15 protein-coding genes are annotated in these 20,299 nt (G+C 61.4%); 3 read left to right on the top strand and 12 right to left on the bottom strand.

Going from position 1 to position 20,299, the window contains the following annotated elements; translation table 11 throughout:
• Positions 1-88 precede the first annotated feature (88 nt).
• On the top strand, positions 89-937 hold the full coding sequence (locus OB03_RS03260; protein ID WP_461343217.1) for a hypothetical protein: 849 nt from the start codon (positions 89-91) through the stop codon (positions 935-937).
• Here OB03_RS03260 and OB03_RS03255 read toward each other — a convergent pair.
• From OB03_RS03255 to OB03_RS03210, 10 genes are all read right to left on the bottom strand, one after another.
• Positions 934-1,584: a prepilin peptidase gene (locus tag OB03_RS03255; RefSeq protein WP_242915097.1), complete on the bottom strand. Its 651-nt coding sequence runs from the start codon at positions 1,582-1,584 to the stop codon at positions 934-936. The genes OB03_RS03260 and OB03_RS03255 overlap by 4 nt on opposite strands.
• A gap of 216 nt (positions 1,585-1,800) precedes the next feature.
• Positions 1,801-5,382, bottom strand: a complete 3,582-nt coding sequence (locus OB03_RS03250; RefSeq protein WP_461343216.1) for an ABC transporter permease/M1 family aminopeptidase — start codon at positions 5,380-5,382, stop codon at positions 1,801-1,803.
• A 14-nt stretch (positions 5,383-5,396) separates the two neighbouring features.
• Positions 5,397-6,284, bottom strand: a complete 888-nt coding sequence (locus OB03_RS03245; protein ID WP_461343215.1) for an ABC transporter ATP-binding protein — start codon at positions 6,282-6,284, stop codon at positions 5,397-5,399.
• Positions 6,285-6,422: 138 nt separating this feature from the next.
• Positions 6,423-6,776, bottom strand: coding sequence for a monovalent cation/H(+) antiporter subunit G (gene mnhG / locus OB03_RS03240; RefSeq protein ID WP_461343214.1), 354 nt, complete (start codon positions 6,774-6,776; stop codon positions 6,423-6,425).
• A complete protein-coding gene (locus OB03_RS03235) occupies positions 6,776-7,060 on the bottom strand; it encodes a K+/H+ antiporter subunit F (protein ID WP_461343213.1) in 285 nt (94 codons plus the stop codon). The genes mnhG and OB03_RS03235 overlap by 1 nt, the downstream gene beginning before the upstream one ends.
• On the bottom strand, positions 7,057-7,557 hold the full coding sequence (locus tag OB03_RS03230) for a Na+/H+ antiporter subunit E (protein WP_242915107.1): 501 nt from the start codon (positions 7,555-7,557) through the stop codon (positions 7,057-7,059). The genes OB03_RS03235 and OB03_RS03230 overlap by 4 nt, the downstream gene beginning before the upstream one ends.
• On the bottom strand, positions 7,557-9,158 hold the full coding sequence (locus OB03_RS03225) for a monovalent cation/H+ antiporter subunit D (protein WP_242915109.1): 1,602 nt from the start codon (positions 9,156-9,158) through the stop codon (positions 7,557-7,559). The genes OB03_RS03230 and OB03_RS03225 overlap by 1 nt, the downstream gene beginning before the upstream one ends.
• Complete coding sequence (locus tag OB03_RS03220) at positions 9,155-9,493, bottom strand: Na+/H+ antiporter subunit C (protein WP_242915111.1); 339 nt, start codon at positions 9,491-9,493, stop codon at positions 9,155-9,157. Before OB03_RS03220 ends, OB03_RS03225 begins: the two co-directional genes overlap by 4 nt.
• On the bottom strand, positions 9,493-12,408 hold the full coding sequence (locus OB03_RS03215; protein WP_461343212.1) for a monovalent cation/H+ antiporter subunit A: 2,916 nt from the start codon (positions 12,406-12,408) through the stop codon (positions 9,493-9,495). Before OB03_RS03215 ends, OB03_RS03220 begins: the two co-directional genes overlap by 1 nt.
• 249 nt (positions 12,409-12,657) lie before the next feature.
• Positions 12,658-13,284 (bottom strand): TetR/AcrR family transcriptional regulator, encoded by a 627-nt coding sequence (locus OB03_RS03210; RefSeq protein WP_242915115.1) that lies wholly within the window; start codon positions 13,282-13,284, stop codon positions 12,658-12,660.
• 61 nt (positions 13,285-13,345) lie between these two features.
• Here OB03_RS03210 and OB03_RS03205 point away from each other — a divergent pair, with 61 nt between their 5' ends.
• Positions 13,346-14,152 (top strand): Coq4 family protein, encoded by an 807-nt coding sequence (locus OB03_RS03205; RefSeq protein WP_461343211.1) that lies wholly within the window; start codon positions 13,346-13,348, stop codon positions 14,150-14,152.
• A 37-nt stretch (positions 14,153-14,189) separates the two neighbouring features.
• Here the strand turns inward: OB03_RS03205 and OB03_RS03200 are convergent, their stop codons facing one another.
• Positions 14,190-15,047 carry a bile acid:sodium symporter family protein gene (locus tag OB03_RS03200; protein ID WP_461343210.1) on the bottom strand — a complete coding sequence of 286 codons (858 nt, stop codon included), beginning with the start codon at positions 15,045-15,047 and terminating at the stop codon, positions 14,190-14,192.
• Between the two features lie 55 nt (positions 15,048-15,102).
• Positions 15,103-16,779 (bottom strand): FAD-binding dehydrogenase, encoded by a 1,677-nt coding sequence (locus OB03_RS03195; protein ID WP_461343209.1) that lies wholly within the window; start codon positions 16,777-16,779, stop codon positions 15,103-15,105.
• A gap of 464 nt (positions 16,780-17,243) precedes the next feature.
• Between OB03_RS03195 and OB03_RS03190 the strand changes: the two genes are divergently transcribed.
• Entirely contained in the window at positions 17,244-20,198 is a 2,955-nt protein-coding gene (locus OB03_RS03190; RefSeq protein WP_461343208.1) for a TonB-dependent receptor, read from the top strand.
• Positions 20,199-20,299: the final 101 nt, after the last annotated feature.

Genomic DNA, 20,299 nt, shown 5'->3' with positions numbered 1-20,299 from the left:
GTAGGGACAAGCCATGATCATAGCGCCTATCCGTCCAGCTAACAGACTCAGCCTTAAATCTTCGCTCGCGTATCGTGTCTCACGTCTGGTGGCGGGACTGACGCTGGGCGCGGTGGTGTCTGCGGCTGGGCCGGTGCAGGCCGATGACGCGCTGGCGCGGACCTATCGGGAGCGGACCTTCATCATCGCCGCCGATAGCCGCTGTGGCCTGTTCAATCCGGCGGTGCAGACGGCTCTGGGCGCGGCGGCATTGCAGACTCGCGGCGTCTTGCTGCGCTCGGGGTTGGAGATGGCGCAGGTTAATGCGACGGCTGCCCAAGCCCGCTTGCTGGCAAACCGCACACCCTGCGATGACGATGGCTTGAAGACGGTTGCCTCGCGCGTGGAGCACGCCTTTGACCGCTGGGGGCGGGCCGCCCGACTGGAGTTTCGCGGCCATGACCTGTCGTGGCGGGTGGACCGTTTCGGAGGCACGGCGGCGAACTGGCGTCTGATGCAGGAAAGCCGGACCGGAGCCGCGCCGGTAAGGTTCGGGCTGGTGGGGCGTTCGCCCGGACAGGTCGAACCGGTGGCTGTTGTCTCGTTCAAAGGGCGCTCGCGCCCCTATGCTGCGCGTCTGGTGATGCGGGACGAGGCCTTGCTGGCGCGACCCCATAATCTGCAGAACGGGCATGCGCAGATGCCGCCGCAGTCGGTGCGCCGCACCATCTTTGCCACGCGCCAGACGGCTGCGGATCGCGCTCTATTGCCCGAAGGCTCGCGTCAGGGCGAGGCGTGGAGCTTCCCTGCCGATATCCTGCAGCGCCTGTCGCGACTGGACCCGCGCGAGCCGTTCTGGATCGAATATCTGTTCCTTGACGATTCTATCGCCCGGGTTCCGTTCGAGGCCGGCGATCTGGCGGCGGCGCAGGCCTTCCTCAGTCTCGGAACGATCTAGATCATCAGCCAGCAGACGGCGAAGCCGATGGCCAGATAGGTCCCGAACGGCAGTCTGCTCTTCAGACCGATTTTGCGCCCGAACAGTTTGAGCACCAGTGCCATCAGCAAGGCGGTTGCGGCTGCGATCAAGGTGACGGCTAGAAGATCAAACGCTCCGACCCAGACAGCCCCCATGCCGAACAGGATGGGGTCACCTCCGCCCAGTCCGCTGTGCCCGCGCATCTTGCGATAAAAGAGGCTGACCAGCCACAGGATCGAAAACCCTGCGAGGCCGGAAATCAGCGCGAACGCCCAGCCCATTCCCAGCGGATAGGGAAGAAGCACGCTGGCCAGCAGTCCGGTCAGGCCCAAGGGCACCGTCAGGATATCCGGAAGCCAGAAGTTTTCGGCGTCCACGACGGCGATCAGCAATAGTTGCCAGCCCAATACTGCTGTCAGCACAGCTGCCGATGCCGACTGGCCAGTTACCATCGCCCATATGCAGGAGAGCGCACCGACGAGAGCACTGGCCAGGGCGAAGGCAAGCGTGCGGCGGCTCTGCAACACGAACCGTTTCTGGGGCAGCCAGCGGCTGATCCACGCCAGCCCCATGCCAACCCATAGGCCGACGACAGCAAGCAGGATTGCAAGAAGGGGCGGGGCCATGGGTGTCTTCGAATGAAAGCGGCAACGTAACCTTATGATCTACATCAATGCCCTGCATTCCGATTAACGCGAGAAGGCATCTTCTCCCTCGCCTTGCGGCGTAAGAACTGTGGCCGGAACCTGTGTGAACAGGTCCGGCTTTTTTCGTCGCGCGGCAAAAGAAAGGGGCGCTCTGCGAGAGAGCGCCCCGTAAGTTCCGATCGTCAGGTCAAAGACCTATTCGATCGCCTTGATGTTGTTGTCCGCATCGCGGTCGATCCAGCGGGTGTAGGGATCGATGCCGGCGAACTTGGGCTTGGTCGGCGAGATCAGACGGATGGTCTGCGGTCCGCTGCGGATGGTGTGGCGTTCCAGCAGGACCACATCCTTGCGATCGAACTGGCCCAGACCCGGCTCTGCGTTGAACAGGCCGATTTCCATCTCTTCTTCCAGCGGAGCTGCCGTCTCTGTGCCCTTGGCGTCGGCATAGAGCTTACGCGCCTCAATCTTGAGCACCACGTCCCAGCGACCGTCAGGACGCTTGCTCGCGCCCGCCGATGCCACCTTCAGATCATAAAGGGTGATCTTCTGGAGCAGGTCGGTGATCAGGCCCTGTTTGTCGGCAGGAGCCTCGGCACGGATGGCGGCGATCAGGTCGACCGAGCGCGGATAAGGCGCACGACCGAACTTGTGGGCGGCCAGCAACTTGGACAGGGCTCGGTTGACGACCTCCTCGCCCAGCTGGTCACGCAGCAGGTACAGGACGTGGCCACCCTTACGGTAGTGGATGTACCCCTGACCGGCCTCAACGCGTTCCAGCGGGAACTCGCCCAGACGTTCCGAACCACGCGCGCCCAGATAGTTGTCGAGGTCGTATTTCAGGAAGCGACGGATCTGCTCTTCGCCGTACATCTTCTCCATGACCATCAAGGCCGAGTATTCGGCCAGCGTCTCGGACAGGGTGGTGGCACCCTGAACATTCGCACCGACGATCTGGTGCGCCCACCATTGGTGAGCCAGTTCGTGGGCGGTGACGAAGGTCACATAGTCGATGGCATCGGGTTTACGCAGATCGGCGTTGAAGCCGATGCTTTCCGAGTACGGCATGGTGTTCGCAAAGGCTTGGGCGAACGAGCTGTAACCCGGGAACTCGATGATACGGGCCTGACGGAACTGGTAGGGGCCGAAGGCGGACTGGAAGTAGTCCAGACCCTTTTCCAGAGCGGTCAGCATGCGCTGGGCATGCACGCCGTGCGTCGGGTGGTGATAGACCTCCAGCGAGATGCCGTTGTGGGTCTTCTGCGCGACTTCATAGCTGGCCGATTGCACCGAGAAGAAGTGCAGGATCGGCGCTTCGGACACGAAGCGTGCGGTGCGGCGACCGTTCTTCGTCTCGTCCGAAACCTTATAGCCCGGTGCGATCGGCGTCTGGTCGCCATCGGTGGTCAGGGTGATGTCGGAGTTCACCCACGACGCGCCGATGTAGTTCGACTGTTGGCCGAAGGCATCGTTCAGGTCGCGCATGCGCAGTTCTGCCGGAAGGCCGAACTTGCGACGCTTGGCGCGGTCGGTCAGCAGACCGCCACGGTCCATGCCGATGGACGGGCTGAAGGCCTTGTCGTTGACGAAGCTGCCGTTGGTGACGATGTCCGTCATCAGGTTGCCGACGCCGAACCCCTTCTGGCCGTATTCGCTCTCGAACTTGATCGTGCGCTTCTCGCCCGGCTGAAGCGGGGTGGCGAAGCGGTAGATCTGGTACTGGTGCTTGGTCCATTCCTTGTCCAGCTTGGCACCTTCGACCTCGATCTTCATCTTGGTATCGCGTGGCCAGTTCAGGTGGACGGTTTCCTGCGGCTTGTCGGTCAGGTTCTGGATGACATAGCTGCCGGTGGTCAGCATCCGGCGCTCGTGAGGGCGCAGGTCGATGTTCATCTTGACGTCGGTTACCTGCGGCTGGGACAGGTTCTCGAAGGCCAGCAGTTGCTTCTCGCGGTCCGCCATGCGGGCCTCGACCGTCTGCTTGCGTTCATAGACGTTCCAGACGTTGGTGTTGACGTAAACCAGTGCACCGAGGCCAACGAAGGCCAAAGCCGCCACTACACCGATGATACCGGCGGTGCCTTTCAGGCGATGAGGCGCGCGGGCAAAGCGGGGCTTGTAGCGGGTCTCGGCCCCACGACGCCAAAGCGCGAAGGTCAAGACCAGAAGGATGACGCAGAAGGCGCTCCAGTACAGGGTCGTCGGCAGGGTGATCAGGCCAAGGCCCGCCATGCCGTTCAGGTCCGATGTCGGCACGGAAGGGCCGTCACCGAAGCTGTAGAGGTAGTGGTTGAAGCCAAGGCCGCCCATCACGAGCGTCGAGATGATGTAAATCACCATGATGGCCCAACCGACGAAGCGGTTCGGGGACAGGGCCTGTACGAAGATCGACAGGATGGCGAGCATGATCATCGAGATGCTGCCCGGCAGGACGTACCACAGCAGGTATTTCTCGATCTCGAAGTTGAACCAGCCGCGGATGGCCTGTGACACGACACCGGCAAGGATCGACACCAGCAGGGTTGAGATCAGCACGAGCGCCAAACCCAGTGCCTTGGGCACCATGAAGGTCCAGTCGGGAGCAGGGCTGGAATCCACGATCTCGTGGATCTTGCGATCCTGATCGCGCCAGACCAGTTCACCCGAATAATAGACAGCCACAATCAGGCCGACGAGGCTGAACGACCCCTGCAGCATCTCGATGACGTCGCGGGTCGCCGGATAGGTCTTCACGCCATACATCTCGCCGCCGAACAGCAGGGACGACATGGCCATCAGGAAGCCGAACATCATCAGGACGATGTAGGCCGGGCTCTTGAAGATCAGACCCATTTCGAAGCGGGTACGGGCGGCCAGTTGGGCCAGTGACTGGGCAAAGCCGTATTTGCCGGAGGCCAGCGGTTTGGCCGCAAGCGCGCTCTTGGCGGCCTTGGCCGAGGTCTTTTGCAGCTTGGCCAGCTTCTTTTCGGACGAGCCGCGCGGACTGCGATTGAAGAAGACCACGGCGGCAGCAAGGAAGGCCACACCCACACCGGTCCATAACAGGCGGTTGCCCAGCAGGATGCCGGCCATTTCCGGCAGGCGTGTGTTCTTCTCGTCAGCGGTCCAATAGCGGGTCAGTTCGCTGAAGGCACCGATGCCGAGCGGCTCCAGCCATGCACCCAGTTCGCGCATCTCGGGCTTCGACAGCAGTGTGCCGTTGACTACGAAATACAGAATGATGAGACCGACTGCGCCAACATAGCTGGCCATCATGGAGCGGGTCAGCGTAGCCAGCGTGAACACGACCGCCGAAGTAAAGAACACCGCGGGAAGGCCGAAGAACAGATAGGCATAGGCATAGTCGCCGAGGCGCAGCGCTTGCAGCGTCTCCGGATCGATCCACGGCATGAAGGTGCCGAAGATCAGGCCGACACTGATGCTGGTATAGGCCAGTGCCGCCGCGCCGAACGAGCCAAAGAAGCGGCCCAGCACATAGTCGAAGCGGTTGATCGGCGTCGCATTGATCAGCGGGCCAAAGCCGGTGGTGCTGTCACGCGCCACCGAGTTGGCGACAAGAGCCACCGTTCCCAACAGGAAGAACAGGCTCAGCACCATATGGGTGAAGATGATGGTGGAGGCGGCGTTGACGAACACATTGCCGCCGGTGCCGCCGATCTGGATGTTGTCGCTGGCTGCAACCAAGCCAAAGCTCAGCAGGAAGAACAGGATCGACACCACCCAGAAGGCGGGCTGTTTGACTTGATAGCGGAACTCGAAAGCCGCGATTTTGGCGAGCATCTAGACGCTCCCGATCAGGCGGCGGCTGCGACGCGGCGCGAGGCGCTGAGCGTCGAGAAGTAAACGTCTTCGAGGTTGCCGCTGACCGGTTCGAACCCTTCGCCCGGCTTAGTATCGGCCAGGACGTGGATGATGGTGCGGCCCGCGAACAGGCGGGTCGAAATGACTTCGAAAGCGGCGCGGTGGTCTTCGAGCGCTTCCTTGTCGATGACTTTGCGCCACACGCGACCGTCGAGGCTGTGGATCAGGTTCAGCGGCGCACCTTCTAGCTGGATACGGCCACCGGCGAGAACAGCCATGCGCGGGCACAGGTCTGCCACGTCTTCCACGATATGGGTCGACAGGATGATGACTACGTTCTCGCCGATCTCGGCCAGCAGGTTCAGGAAGCGGTTGCGCTCTTCAGGGTCGAGGCCAGCGGTCGGCTCATCGACGATAATCAGCTGCGGCTTGCCGATCAGGGCTTGGGCGATGCCAAAACGCTGGCGCATACCGCCCGAGAAGCCCGCGATGGCTTTCTTGCGGACGCCCCACAGGTTCACTTGGTTCAGCAGGGTCTCGACCGTGTCCTTGCGTTCCTTGCGGGCGGTCACACCCTTGAGGATCGCCATGTGGTCGAGCATGTCATAGGCCGAGACGCGCGGGTATACGCCGAAGTCTTGCGGTAGATAGCCAAGCGTGCGGCGTAGAAGCTCCGGCTCCTTGATGACGTCGATCTCGCCGAACTTGATCGAACCGGAGGTCGGCGATTGCAGCGTAGCGATGGTGCGCATCAGGGTGGACTTGCCTGCACCGTTCGGACCCAGAAGCCCAAACATACCGCGCGGAATTTCCAGAGAAATATCGTCCAGAGCGCGCGTGCCATTGGAATAGACGTGCGTCAGGTTCGTGATCGAGAGCATTCATTAGCCTCCAAGCCAGTTGGCTGCATTCCTTATGGAGGCGAGTGGCTAAGACAAGTGAATGATCTGTAAGGTCGTTGTCCGGCGGTCAATGAAAACGGGCCCGATCCTGGGTTCGGGCCCGTCTTGAGCGGTTTGTCAAAGATCGTCTTTGGGGACGTTGTTACTCCCCTCGACCCGGTCCCTGTAAACCGAGGCGCGGGCGAGAAGCACCATGGTGACCGGCGTGGTTACGAGGACGAATATGCCGATCAAAAGCGCCTTGAGCGTAAAGCCTTCGACGCAGCTAAAATACACCGACATGGCGATGACCATGCATGCCACCCCCATTGTGGATGTCAGCGTCGGCGCGTGGATACGGTCGTACATCGTGGGAAGCTGGCGCAGGCCGATACTGCCCAGCAGGGCCACCAGAGCCCCCAGAACGCACAGTGCCGTCACCACAATGGCTGCCCACATCGGGATGGCGGGCAGGTGTTCAGGAATAGTCATCATTCAATCACCTCGCCACGCATGAGGAATTTGGCCAGTGCCACGGTGGAGGTAAAGCCGATCACAGCAAGGATCAGCGACGTCTCGAAATAGGGAGTCAGGGCCGTGCGAATGCAATGCACCATGATCAGCAGCATGCCGTTGAGATAGAGCGTATCCAGGCCCAGAACCCGATCCTGAGCCCGCGGGCCGATCAGGATGCGCCACGCGCACAGCAGCATGGAGAATGCCAGCACGACCTGCGCAAAGCCTGTGCCCCAGAAGACAATGGCGGCGGGGGTCATGGGAAGATCTCCATCAACAGGCTCTCGTAGCGGTCATGCAGAATCTGCTTCCAGTCATCTTCATCGCGCAGGTCCAGAACATGCATCAGCAGGGTGCGCGAATAGCGGTCGTACTGAACCCATGCCGTACCGGGCGTTGAGGTGACGATGATGGCAAGGCAGGCCAGGGCGTAGCGGTTCTTGCACTCCAGCGGGATGCGCACGAAGCCCGATTTACGCTCGCGTTTGCGATGGCCCATGACGATCAGGGCCGTCTCCCAGTTCGACTTGAGCATGTCCACGGCAAGGCGGAACAGCAGGCGCACGACCGACAGGGGCTTTGCCACCTTGACCCGTTCCGGCTCCAGCACCTGCATTACCTGCGGCACTAGCAGGGCAACGATCACCGCAATGGTGATGTGACCGTTGCCAAAGGGCGTCGACATCAACAGCCAGACGACGAACAGGGCGACGCTGAGCAGCGGATGGGGCAAGATGAACTGAGCAACCTTGCGCATCACAGACGCCCCTTCAGCACAGCCGCCACATAGTCGGTCGGGCGGGTCAGCCAGTCACCGGTGTGCGAGGTGTAGTCCAGCGCCGCACCGCCTGCGACCGTCAGCCAGAGGCAGCAACCGATAAGGCCGCCGATGGCCACGAACTCGGGGCTGCGAACCGCCAGGGCATTGCTCTCGTCACGCTTCCAGAAGCCGTCGATGCCGATGCGGACAAGGGCGATCAGGGTGGCAAAACTGGAGAAGGACAGGATGCCGATAATCCACCAGTTCAGCGGCTGGCGGGCACCCTCTCCGTTCAGAAGTCCGATGAAGATCGCCAGCTTGCCGATGAAGCCGGCGAGCGGCGGCATCGACGCTACGACCAGTGCGGCAAAGGCAAAGAACGCGCCGAGCAGGGCTAGCGAGCGCGGCATGACACGGCCAACTTCTTCGACTTCGTCAGCCTCGAACGGGTCGGTGTATTCGTCGTCGAAGAAGGCCTCTTGGCCTGCGAATGCGCGGTCATCGCCGCGCGTCAGGATCTCGGCGATCAGGAACAGGGCTCCGGTCGCAAGCGTCGAGGCCACCATATAGAACAGCGCACCACCCAGTACATCCGCCTGACCCATGCCGACCAGCGCCAGTACCGTGCCGGACGATGCCATTACGGCATAACCGACCACACGCTCCAGACGCTGGGCGGCGATGACGCCTGCGGCCCCGAACAGGACGGTGGCCAGACCCATGACCGTCAGCAGGGTCTGGGCAAATCCCGCGCTGGCCCCGCTCTCGGGGTAGAACATGAGCATCGAAAGGCGAAGCAGCACATAGACCCCGACCTTGGACAGCAGGGTAAAGACTGCGGCTACGGGGGCGCTGGCTGCGGAATAGGCACCCGGTAACCACAGGCCCAGCGGCCAGGCAGCGGCCTTGATCAGGAAGGCTACGCCAAGGATGGCACAGCCGGCTTCAAACAGCGGGCGGTCTGCGTCCGGAATATAGGGAATGCGCGCCGATAGGTCGGCCATATTCAGCGCACCTACCGTGCCATAGATCAGCGCCACGCCGATCAGGAAGAACAGCGAGGCCGTAAGGTTGATCGCGACATAGCCGAGGCCCGCTTTGACCCGTGCCTCGCCGGAACCGTGCAGGAGCAGGCCATAGGAGGCCGCCAGCATGACCTCGAAGAAGACGAACAGGTTGAACAGGTCGCCGGTCAGGACCGCGCCGCTGACGCCCATCATCAGCAACAGATAAAGGGCGTGGAAACGCGGCCCCGCGCGGTCCCATCGCGCCAGCGCGAAGATCAGGCCCGCCGCACCGACGACGGCGATCAGCGCCAGCATCAGGGTCGAAAGACGGTCGGCCACCAGCACGATACCGAACGGCGCGGCCCAGTTGCCGAGGCTATAGACGCGGGCGGTGTCACCACCCCCCGAGCCGCCGACACTGGCTTCCTGCAGTAGCAGTAGGGCGGTGCCGAGCAGGGCGGCACAGACCGCGAGGCTAAGCGCCGCCTTGGTCTTGTAGCGCTGCTCCTTGAGCAAGAGCATGAAAGCCGCCGCCACCAGAGGCAGCAGGATCGGCAGAATAATAAGATGTTCGAGTAGTGACGGCGTCATTCGGGTTCTTGTCCGTCAACGTGGTCGGTGCCGGTGATGCCGCGCGCGGTCAACAGGACAACAAGATAGAGGGCGGTCAGGGCGAAGGAGATGACGATAGCCGTCAGGACCAGCGCCTGCGGAACAGGGTCGGCATAGGCAGAGGTGTCCACCTCGCCCGGATTGACGAGCGGGGGCGCACCGGCCTTGAGACGGCCCATGGCGAAGATGAACAGGTTCACCGCATAGCCCAGAAGGCTAAGCCCGATAATGACCTGGAAGGTCCGCGGGCGCAGCAGCAGCCACACGCCCGATGCGGTCAATATCCCAATCCCGATTGCGAGGACGATCTCCATTACAAACCCTCCTCGGCTGATTGGACCGGCTCGACATCGCGAGCCTTGCGAAGTGACTGGTGGGCGATAGCGGTCAGCATCAGCACGGTCGCGCCAACCACCAGCAGGGCTACACCCAGATCAAACAGAACGGCTGTTGCCATCGGCACCTTCTCCACCCACGGCAGGCTGCCGTACTGGAAATAGGTTGTCAGGAACGGATAGTTGAACAGCCACGAGGCCACACCCGTGAGGGCGGAAATCAGCAGGCCACCGCCAATCCAGTACAGCGGACGGATACGCAGGCGGTCTTCGACCCAGCGCGCACCCTCGGCCATGTATTGCAGGATAAACGCCACCGACATCGCGACACCTGCGGCAAAGCCGCCGCCCGGCAGGTCGTGCCCGCGCAGGAACAGGTGCAGCGCCAGCAGAATGATGAAGGGGAAGGTCCACTTCATCACCACGGCGGGGATGAGCATGGTCTCTTTCAGCGTATCGCCCGACTTGCGCTGTTCGTGGCGTTGGTCGTGGCGATCCTGAACGCGGCGCTGTTCGGTAATGCCACGGCTCTCTTCGGCCGGACGGAAGCGACGCAGCAAGGCCCAGATGGTCAGGCCCACAATGCCCAGAACCGTGATCTCGCCCATGGTGTCAAAGGCGCGGAAGTCTACCAGCAACACATTGACCACGTTGCGGCCACCGCCCCGCGGATAGGATTCCTCGAGGAAGAAGTTGGCCAGATGGCTCTCGCCCGGACGGGTCATGACGGCAAACGCCATGACGGCCATGCCGGTACCGGCGAGGATGGCAATGGCAAAGTCGGCGGCGCGACGGCGACGCGACCGGAAGTCCGTCTTGCTGGGGGCCATCTCCACCGAACGCTTGGGCAACCAGCGCAGGCCCAGCAGCAGCAGGACGCCCGTCACGATCTCCACCAGCATCTGGGTGACCGCCAGATCGGGTGCCGAGAACCAGACGAAGGTGATGGCCGAGACCAGACCGCAACCGGCCATCAGCGATACTGCGGCAAGGCGGTGGTATTTGGCCTGCCACGCGGCAGCGATGGCGCAACCGCTGGCGATGACCCACAGTATGGTAAACCCGATGCCCGGACGCTGGATCTTTATGCCCGCCTCGGCAAAGCCCAGACCGGTTGCGCCCGCTGCGACCGTTGCCGCGAGAATGGCAAACAGCACCAGCGTCCGGATACGCGACTGCTGTTTGCGTGATCCCAGTTGGCGAACGGTCCATTCCGCAGTCATGGTCAGGAAGCGCATGGAGCGGTCAAAGGCACGTTTGCCGCTGAAACGCCCGATGATCCACGCGCGCTCGGCGCGGTTGATGTGCTTGCCCAGCAGAACGTAGGCAAGCGTACCGCCCACCAGCGCGATAGCGCTCATCAGCAGGGGCAGATTGAAGCCATGCCAGATCGAGACGCTGTAGTAGGGCGTTTCGGGGCCAAGCACCGACAGCACAGCCAGTTTCAGCAGCGGAGCAATAGTCAGGGCTGGAATGACGCCTACCAGTACGCACGTGAGCACCAGCAGCTCGATCGGGAAACGCATCCAGCGCGGCGGCTCGTGCGGGGTCTTGGGCAGATCGGTCGGGGCGGGTCCGAAGAAGGCCTGATGGATGAAACGCACTGAGTAGAGGACGGACAGCGCACTGGCGATGGTGGCCAGAACAGGCACCAGCAGCGACAGATCGCGACCTTCAGTGGCTTCCAGCGCTTCGGTCAGGAACATTTCCTTCGACAGGAAGCCGTTCAGCAACGGCACACCTGCCATCGCGCCCGCAGCCACAATGGCCAGAGTGGCGGTGATCGGCATCAGCTTGCGCAAGCCCGACAGGCGACGCAGGTCGCGGGTGCCGCTTTCGTGGTCGATCACGCCCGCCGCCATGAACAACGAGGCCTTGAAGGTGGCGTGGTTGACGATGTGGAAGATGGCGGCCACAGCGGCCAGCGGCGTGCCCATACCCAGCAGCAGGGTGATCAGGCCCAGATGGCTGATAGTGGAATAGGCCAGCAGACCCTTGAGGTCGTTTTGGAACACAGCCGCCCAGGCGCCGAACAGCAGGGTGATCATGCCCGCACCGCCGATCAGATAGCCCCACTCGGGCGTACCCGCCAGTACGGGCCAGAAGCGGACCATCAGGAAGACGCCCGCCTTCACCATCGTGGCCGAGTGCAGATAGGCACTGACCGGCGTCGGGGCGGCCATGGCGCGCGGCAGCCAGAAGTGGAACGGGAACTGCGCGCTCTTGGTCAGGGCACCCAGCATCATCAGCACCATGGCGGGCAGATAAAGCGGGCTGTCCTTGATGATCTGGCCCGAGGCGAGCACGATGTCCATGTCGAAGCTGCCGACGATGCGGCCCAGCACAACCACACCGGCCAGCAGCGACAAGCCGCCCAGCGCCGTCACCGTCAGAGCCATCTTGGCCCCGTTCTGAGCGGCCTCGCTGTGGTTCCAGTAGCCGATCAGCAGGAACGAGAAGAAGCTGGTCAGTTCCCAGAACAGGACCAACTGGATCATGTCACCGGCCAGAACGACGCCGGTCATGGCCCCCATGAAGGCCATCAGGAAGGAGAAGAAGCGCGGGACCGGATCTTCGGGCGACATGTAATATCGCGCATAGATCACAACCAGCAGGCCGATAGCCTGAACGATCAGCGCAAACAGCCATGCAAAGCCGTCGAGACGCAGGCGGAAGGCAACATCAAGACTGGGCAGCCATTCGGCTGCAAAGCGGACCACCTCGCCCGAGGCGACGGTCGGATAAAGCCACAACAGAGAGAAGACGCCAATCAGGGCGGTCAGCGAGGACAGACTTGCGGCGGCGTTGCGGGCCTTGGTCGGCAAGAAACTTGCCGCAATTGCTGCAATGAAAGGGGTAGCGAAGGGTATCAGCAGCAGCGTGGCCTGGTTCATCCGCGGGCGCGTCTCCTTAAGATGTGGGTGCAGGGCATGCCCCTGCGCGTCTTGATGCTATGGCCGACGAAATGCGCAAAGAGCACGTGCCGGAAAATAGGCAGCAGAAAGCGTAGCTTGTGCAGCCACGGTGAGAGTTACTGCTGTAACAAAGCTTGCCGCCCGTGTCTGATCACTAAATCGCCAGATGACGAAAAAGAAGAGCGGGCTAAAACAAATAGGTGAGACGAATTGACGCCTCTTTGCGGCTTAAGCCGCAGAAGTGCTGTTCTTTGCGAGGAACTCGGGCAGAAGCTGCGCCACGACATTGCGGCTGGCGTCAGGGTCCTGATCCAGCATGTCGCGAAGGGGTTCGCCAATCAGCGCCTCGCCGAATGCCGTCAAAGCGATGAACAGAACAGCCGAGCCGATGGCTTTGCGCGGCAGACGTTCTGCGCTGCCGATCTTGGATTCAATCGCCTGAACCAGATCTTGCACGGCAATGCGAACGGGCTCCAGATGCGACAGGTCACCGGACATGGCGATCCACGCCGCCAGTCGGCCTGCTCCGCCCGAGCCGAAGGCTTCGAACACCGCACTCACCACTTCCATCGGAGCGCCTTCGTCGGTGCGCAACCGGACCACGGCATCCTGAATGGCATCCGCCAGATCGCGGACCATCGACTCCATCAAGGCCGACTGCAGTCCGGCCGCCGACCCGAAGTGGTGGATCAGATTGGCATGGGTCACACCAATGCGTCCGGCGACAGCCGACAAGGTGACCGCATCCGGACCGCCTTGCAAAAGCAGGGCGCGGGCTTCGGTCAGGGCCTCGCGGCGCGCCTCTTCGGGCGAGCGACGGCGGCGGCGAGGACGGTCTTGCGATTCAATTGACATTGATGTAAATGACATCCGTGTAGGTAGAGTTTCTTACGCACGAAAACGAAAGGAACTTCAAGTGGTGACGCTTACCGCTCAGGTTTCCGTCGCGGAAATCTTACAAGAGAAAGCCGTTGTATCGCGCACTTCGTCAACTCTGACGAGAAAACAACTGCAACCGATACGTGCCGCCAAAGCTATCAGAAAGCTGATTGCGGACAAGGACGACACGAAGCAAGTCTTTGAAATAATGAACGCTTTGGTCGGGCGCTCGATCGAGTGGGGCTACCGACGCCTGCTCGAAACACCCGTAGGAGGGGAAGAAGCTTACCGCCGTGTGGAGATCGCTGAAATTCTTCAGGATCATAACCAGTTAAGACAACTGCCAGAGGGCAGCGTCGGACGAGCTTACCTCAAATTTGTCGAAGATCAGAATTTTTCTGCTTACGGTCTCGCTGACGAGAGCCGCAAGGCGGCGCAAACCGAAATCGAAGCCGCTCACCCGCACGCATGGTTTGCGCGCCGCCTGCGCGATGTCCACGATATCTGGCACGTCCTGACCGGCTATGGTGCCAATGCCCTGGGCGAGGCTTGTGTCGTCGCCTTTTCCTTGCCCCAGACCCGCAGTCGCGGCTTTGGCGTAATCGCGGCGGCGGTAGCCATCCAGTTTATGCGCGCCCGCACCGGTTATCCGTGTGCCCGCGCTGTGTGGAAGGCTTGGCGCGATGGTCGAAAGGCCGAATGGCTGCCGGGCGTGGATTATAGAGTGCTACTGGCGATGCCGCTGGACGAAGCGCGACGGGTCCTGAAAATCCCGCCGCCCACACTTTACGAACAGGTGCCGCCAGAACTGCGCAACGCCTATCTCGGTGCCAAGGCCACTTGATTGAAGGAGGCGGGGGATCAGCCCCGCCTCTTTGCGTTCAAGCCGGTCTGTTACGGGTCAGTATGAAGCCGAACGCTGCGGCGATGGGGAACATCAACACGCCATAGATGGCGGCTGGAAGCGTCATCTCGGCGCTCTGCAGAACCGACTGCGCAATGACAATGGCTAGCGTGGCATTGTGCAGGCCCACTTCGAAACTGCTGGCAACAGCTTGCGGGCGCTCAATCTTGAGCAGTCGCGGAATGATAAAGCCAAGGCTGAGGCTGAGCAGGCAGAAAGCCACCACGATCCCGACCAGACTGGCCAGATTCGCCATCAGAGCTTCACGGCCCGACATGGCTGCGCCGATAATGACAACCGTCAGGATGAGGATCGATCCCAGACGAACCGGCTTGTCCATAGCCTTTGCGAAGCGGGGTGCCAGATGCCGAACCGCCATACCGATCATCACCGGCACGAGGACGATCATGAAGACCTCGACGGTCTTTCTGAAATGGAGGCCCACCTGCATGTCGCCGGGCTGGAAATAGGCCACCGACAGATTGACGATAATGGGCAGGGTGAAGAGGGCGATCACAGAGTTGATGGCTGTCAGGCTGATGTTCAAGGCGACATCGCCTCTGAACAGATGGCTATAGAGGTTGGCGACGGTCCCGCCGGGCGAGGCCGCCAGCAGCATCATCCCCACCGCCATCAGCGGGGGCAGCCTGAACGCCAGACACAGGCCGAAACAGACAATCGGCAAAACGACTAACTGGCAGCCAAGCGCGACGGCTGCGGCCTTGGGCCTTTTGGCGACGCGGGCGAAGTCTGCGGGCGTCAGGTCCAGTCCGAGGCCGAACATGATGAGGCCCAGCGCAATCGGCAGTCCGATCAACACAATGGATGCGTCCATAGAGTCTGCCTCCCCGCAGATACATGGAAGATTTCAGGGTCCGCTTTGCGGCTATTCAAAGGGCTTCGTTCAGGGCGCGACCTGCGGTTAGTCCTGAGAAGATGCAGCCGCCGAGGAAGGTGCCCTCCAATGCATTATATCCATGCACGCCACCGCCGCCGAAGCCAGCAGCTTCGCCTGCGGCATACAGGCCCTCGAACACTGACCCGTCCGGACGCAGGACACGCGAGGACAGATCGGTCTGCAATCCGCCCAGGGATTTGCGCGTCAGGGTATGAAGTTTGATACCGATCAACGGCCCGTGCGCCGGGTCCAGAAGACGGTGTGGCTTGGTGGTGCGCGCCAGTCTGTCACCGATATAGCGGCGACTGTTGTGGATGCCCTGGATCTGCGCATCTTTTGTGTAGGGATTGTCGACCTGTGCGTCGCGGTCCTCGATCTGCTGACGCACCATTGCCGCATCCAGCAGGGGGCGCTCGGTGAGAGCATTCATCTTGCCGACCAGGGTTTCCAGATCGTCGGCGGTGACAAAGTCTTCGCCGTGCTGGCGGAAGGCCTCCACCTCGGCGGGAGCCTTTGACGATAGGCGCGATATAAAGACGGCCAGCCGCTTGCGATCGGTGATGTCGCGGTTCTGCTCAGAGCCCGACAGAGCGAACTCCTTGGCCAGAATGGCGCGGCTGACGATGAACCAGCTGTGGTCGTGTTCGGCAATGTCCGGCGTGGTGCGGAGGTATTTCAGCGTCGCTACCGTGTCGTAACCGGGCAGAGCCGGGAAGGGCAGTCGCTGCCCCAGTGCATCCAGCCATAGCGGTGACGGCCCCGGCAAAATCCGGATCGCGTGGCGCGGCCAGATCGGATCCCAGTTCTTCACGCCCTCGACGTAGTGCCACATCCGGTCACGGTTCACGAGGCGGGCTCCTGCCTGCTCCGCGATGTCGAGCATCTTGCCGTCCACATAGGCAGGAACGCCGGTGATCATTTCTTTGGGCGGTTTGCCCAGACGCTCGGGCCAGTAGCGTCGGACCAGTTCATGGTTTCCGCCTATACCGCCGGTTGCCAGCACAACGGCCTGGGCCCTCAGATTGAAACTGCCTGCGTGGATGCGGTTGGAGGAAACGGCGCGCGGAGAATCGTCGTTGGCCAGCACCTTACCGCGTACACCGACGACGCGGCCCGCTTCCACCACCAGAGCCTCGACCTGATGGCGGTGATAGAATGTGAGGGTCCCGTCACGGTTGGCCTCTCGCGCGCTGTCGGCAAATGGTTCGGAGACGCCGGTGCCTGTGCCCCAGGCAACGTGGAAACGCGGCACCGAATTGCCATGCCCATCGGCACGGCCCGACCCACGCTCCGCCCAGCCCACCATGGGGGTAAGGCTGATTCCGTTCTGTTTCAGCCAGCCGCCTTTTTCACCCGCAGCGAACTCGACATAGGCGCGCCCCCATTTTTGCGCCCAATAGTCCTGATCCATCGGGCCGGACAGACGGTCCCAACCCGCGCTGCCGCACCAGTCGCGCCACGCCAGATCGAGACTGTCCTTGATGCCCAGTCGTCTCTGCTGAGCGCTATCGACCAGGAATAGACCGCCGAACGACCAGAAGGCCTGTCCGCCAAGATTGTTGGCGTTCTCCTGATCGACCAACGCGACCTTGCGGCCCTTGCGTCTTAGCTCGTGCGCGGTGACCAGTCCCGCCAAACCGGCACCCACAACAATGACGTCCGCATCCATACGCTTGTTTCCGCCTCATCAAACTATGGCGCTGACCGTTCGGGGGAGGACGTGCGCACGCCGGAAAATCGACTGTGCAGAGAGAATGCTGTTACGTCAATATTGACATTGAAGTAAGCAATGGCAGAATGGGTTTGCTTCCGTTTTCGCAAACGGGAACTCGCCGTGCGGGAAATGGCATCCTCGCCTGCTCGGCGATCCTGCTGTTGTGCGTCTATCACGCACCAACTTTGCGGCCGCCCGAACTATCGCGGGCGGCCGACTTTTTCGCCTGCGACAATTCTCCAACATCAAGGGCTGGGCAACGCACATCGGTGTAAACAAGTATTGACAGTTTGGTCAGCAAGTGGATTGGTATATCGCAGGTATGCGATCGATCCGCCCGTTCGCATCACCCCGAAAGGCGGCTAATAAAAGGGTGGCACCGATCAAATCGCCACCCTGTATGGGGAGATTTTGAACGTATGGCTTTCGCTCATCGCGTGGGTGCCAAGTGGGCTGTAACCGCTTCTGTAATCGCATTGGTCGCTGGCGGGGCTCAGGTCGCTGCCGCCCAGGACGCCGAACCGACTGAACTCGGCGAAATCATCGTCACGGCCCAGAAACGCGAACAGTCCATTCGCGATGTGCCGATCGCAGTGACGGCCCTTAGCGCCGAGAGCCTTGATGTGATGAAGATCGAGGGGGGCTCGGAATTGCTGCGCGCAATCCCCAATGTGAGCTTCGCCAAGTCCAACTTCTCGATGTACAATTTCGCCATTCGCGGCGTCGGCACCAAGGCGATCTCCGCCTCGTCCGATCCGGCGGTGGCCGTCAGCTTCAACAATACCCCGCTTCTGCGTAACCGCCTGTTTGAGTCCGAGTATCTTGACGTCCAGCGCGTCGAAGTGCTGCGCGGACCTCAGGGGACCTTGTATGGCCGTAACGCCACTGCCGGCGTGGTGAACATGTTGCCGAACCTGCCTAGCCCGATCTTCGAGGCGATGGCCAAGGCCGAAGTCGGCAGCTACGGAACCCTGCGCGGTCAGGCGATGGTGAACGTACCGCTCTCCGATACTTTCTTTGTGCGCGCTGCCGGTAGCTTCACCCAGCGCGACGGCTTCGATCACAACACCTTCCTCGATACCGAGGTGAACGGTCGCGATCTGTGGTCGACGCGCCTCTCCGTGGGCTGGGAGCCTAATGACCGCTTCCGTGCAAACCTGATCTGGGAGCATTTCTCCGAGGATGACGACCGTCTGCGCACCGGCAAGACGCTCTGCACCAAGGATCCGACCAAGACGACCTACGGCAGCGTGCGATTGACCAATCTGGAATGGGCTGGTCGTATGAACCAGGGCTGTTTGCCCGGCTCGCTCTATAATGATGCCGCCTATGACACGCCCAACGGCCTTGGCCTCGGGCAGCTGATCATTGCCTCGGGTATCGGCATGGGCACGCGGATCGTGAACGGTCAGCGCATTACGGTCAACCTGCTGGACTACGCTGACCCCTTCGCCGGACAGACCCAGTCTAAAAACCTCCGCGAAATCGCGACGTCCTATAATCCGAAATATGTGGCCGAGAACGACGTGGTTCAGCTGAACCTCGAGTATGACGTCTCGCCCAACCTGACCTTCTATTCGCAGACGGCCTATTCCAAGGACGACTTCTACGCGACGCAGGATTACAACCGCTTCGTCTCGAACGAGCTGTTCAACAGTTCGGATGGCTTGCTGAAGGGCGATGTCGTGGCCCCGTCGCGCATCGCTCCGGGTGGCTATTATACCGACCCGCAACTCGGGGCCTCGCGCCGTATGGAGTCGGCCGATCTAAGCCGCTCCGACAACAAGCAGTTTTATCAAGAGTTCCGACTGCAATCGAGCAATGACGGGGGCTTCAACTTCAGCCTCGGTGCCAACTTCCTCGATTTCAAAACGCAGGACGACTACTACGTCTTCAACAACCTGTTCACCGCGCTCGCCGAGTGGTTCTACGGGCCGGACGATAACTACACCGACACCAACACCCGTCGCTGCGTTGATGGTTCGGACCCGCGTGCGAACGAGTGCGTCTATGTCGATTACAGCCCGCTCGATGCACTGGTGGGCGATGGCCACAACTATTTCCGCAGCCTCAACAAGGTTCACACCCGTTCGTGGGCTGTCTTCGGTGAAGGCTATTGGGACATCGGCCAGAAGAGCCGACTGACCATCGGCCTGCGCTATACCGACGACAATAAGACCACCACCCCTTACCCCAGCCAGTTGCTGTTGGGTTATAAAGATGCAGATGGCGTGGGCGTGACGACCGGCGGCCGCGTCGCCCGTGGCTATTATGCTCTGCCGGACGTGGAACAGTCGTGGAGCGCCGTCACTGGCCGCGCGGTGTTCGACTGGAAGCCGTTCGATGGTCTGATGACCTACGCCTCCTTCAGTCATGGCTATAAGGGGGGTGGTACTAATCCGCCCCGTGCGGACATGGACCCGGCTGTGGTGCAATACCAACCGCTGGCCGAGGTGTTCGAACCGGAATATCTGGACGCCTATGAGATCGGGGCGAAATACCTCAGCCCGACGGGCGCGTTCGGCCTGAACGTCACCGCCTTCTACTATGACTACAAGGACTATCAGGTCTCCCAGATCGTGGACCGCATCTCGCTCAACGAGAATTTCGACGCCGAATCCATGGGCCTCGAATTTGAAGCCGTGTGGCGCCCGACCGAAAACTTCCGCATCGACGGCAACTTTGGTCTGCTAAAAACGCGCGTGGCTGATGGCGAAGAATCGATCGACATCATGAACCGCACCCAGGACAATCCTGACTGGGTGGTCCTGCGTCCATGGGTCCAAGTACCGTCGAACTGTATCGCGCCCAAGGCTGTGGTCGAGCGTCTGTTGAGTTCGCCTGCGGGGGCCAGCTTCGGCTCGCTAGGTCTGGCCATGCTCTGCGGCAGTGCCGGTCGCTATGGTTCGTTCACGCCAGACTATCCGGGCATCATTCCGTTCACCCTTCTGACGGGCATTACATATGACCCTTGGAAGGACGCCCCGAACCGTGGCCGTGGCTTTGCCGCTGACCTTTCCGGCAACGAGCTGCCGAACGCTCCACGTTGGACCGCCAATGTGGGCGCACAATATACGTGGCACTTCTCGTCGTCCGAGCTGACCCTTCGTGGGGACTACTACCGTCAGGCAGACAGCTACTTCCGCGTCTATAATACCGAGTACGACGAGATCCGTGGCTGGGATAACATCAACATGACCGTGACGTGGGCCTTCCCGCAGTCGGATCTGCTGATCCAGGCCTATGTGAAGAACCTGCTTGATGATGCGCCGATCGTTGATGCTTTCACGAACAGCGATGACTCTCTCTTGACCACCAACGTCTTCACGCTCGATCCGCGACTGTGGGGCGTGTCGCTGACCAAGCGCTTCTGATCCCGTCAAAGGGGAGGGCGATCACCGTCCTCCTTCTTCGACTGTCGGCCGGCTCTGATCGCTCGCTCCAGCGATTCAGGTCGGCCGATTCCGGTTCTGTC

The organism is Brevundimonas sp. GN22 (genome assembly GCF_054824005.1).
Note: the sequence above shows the minus strand (reverse complement) of the source record. Positions and strands in the feature narration are given on the sequence as shown.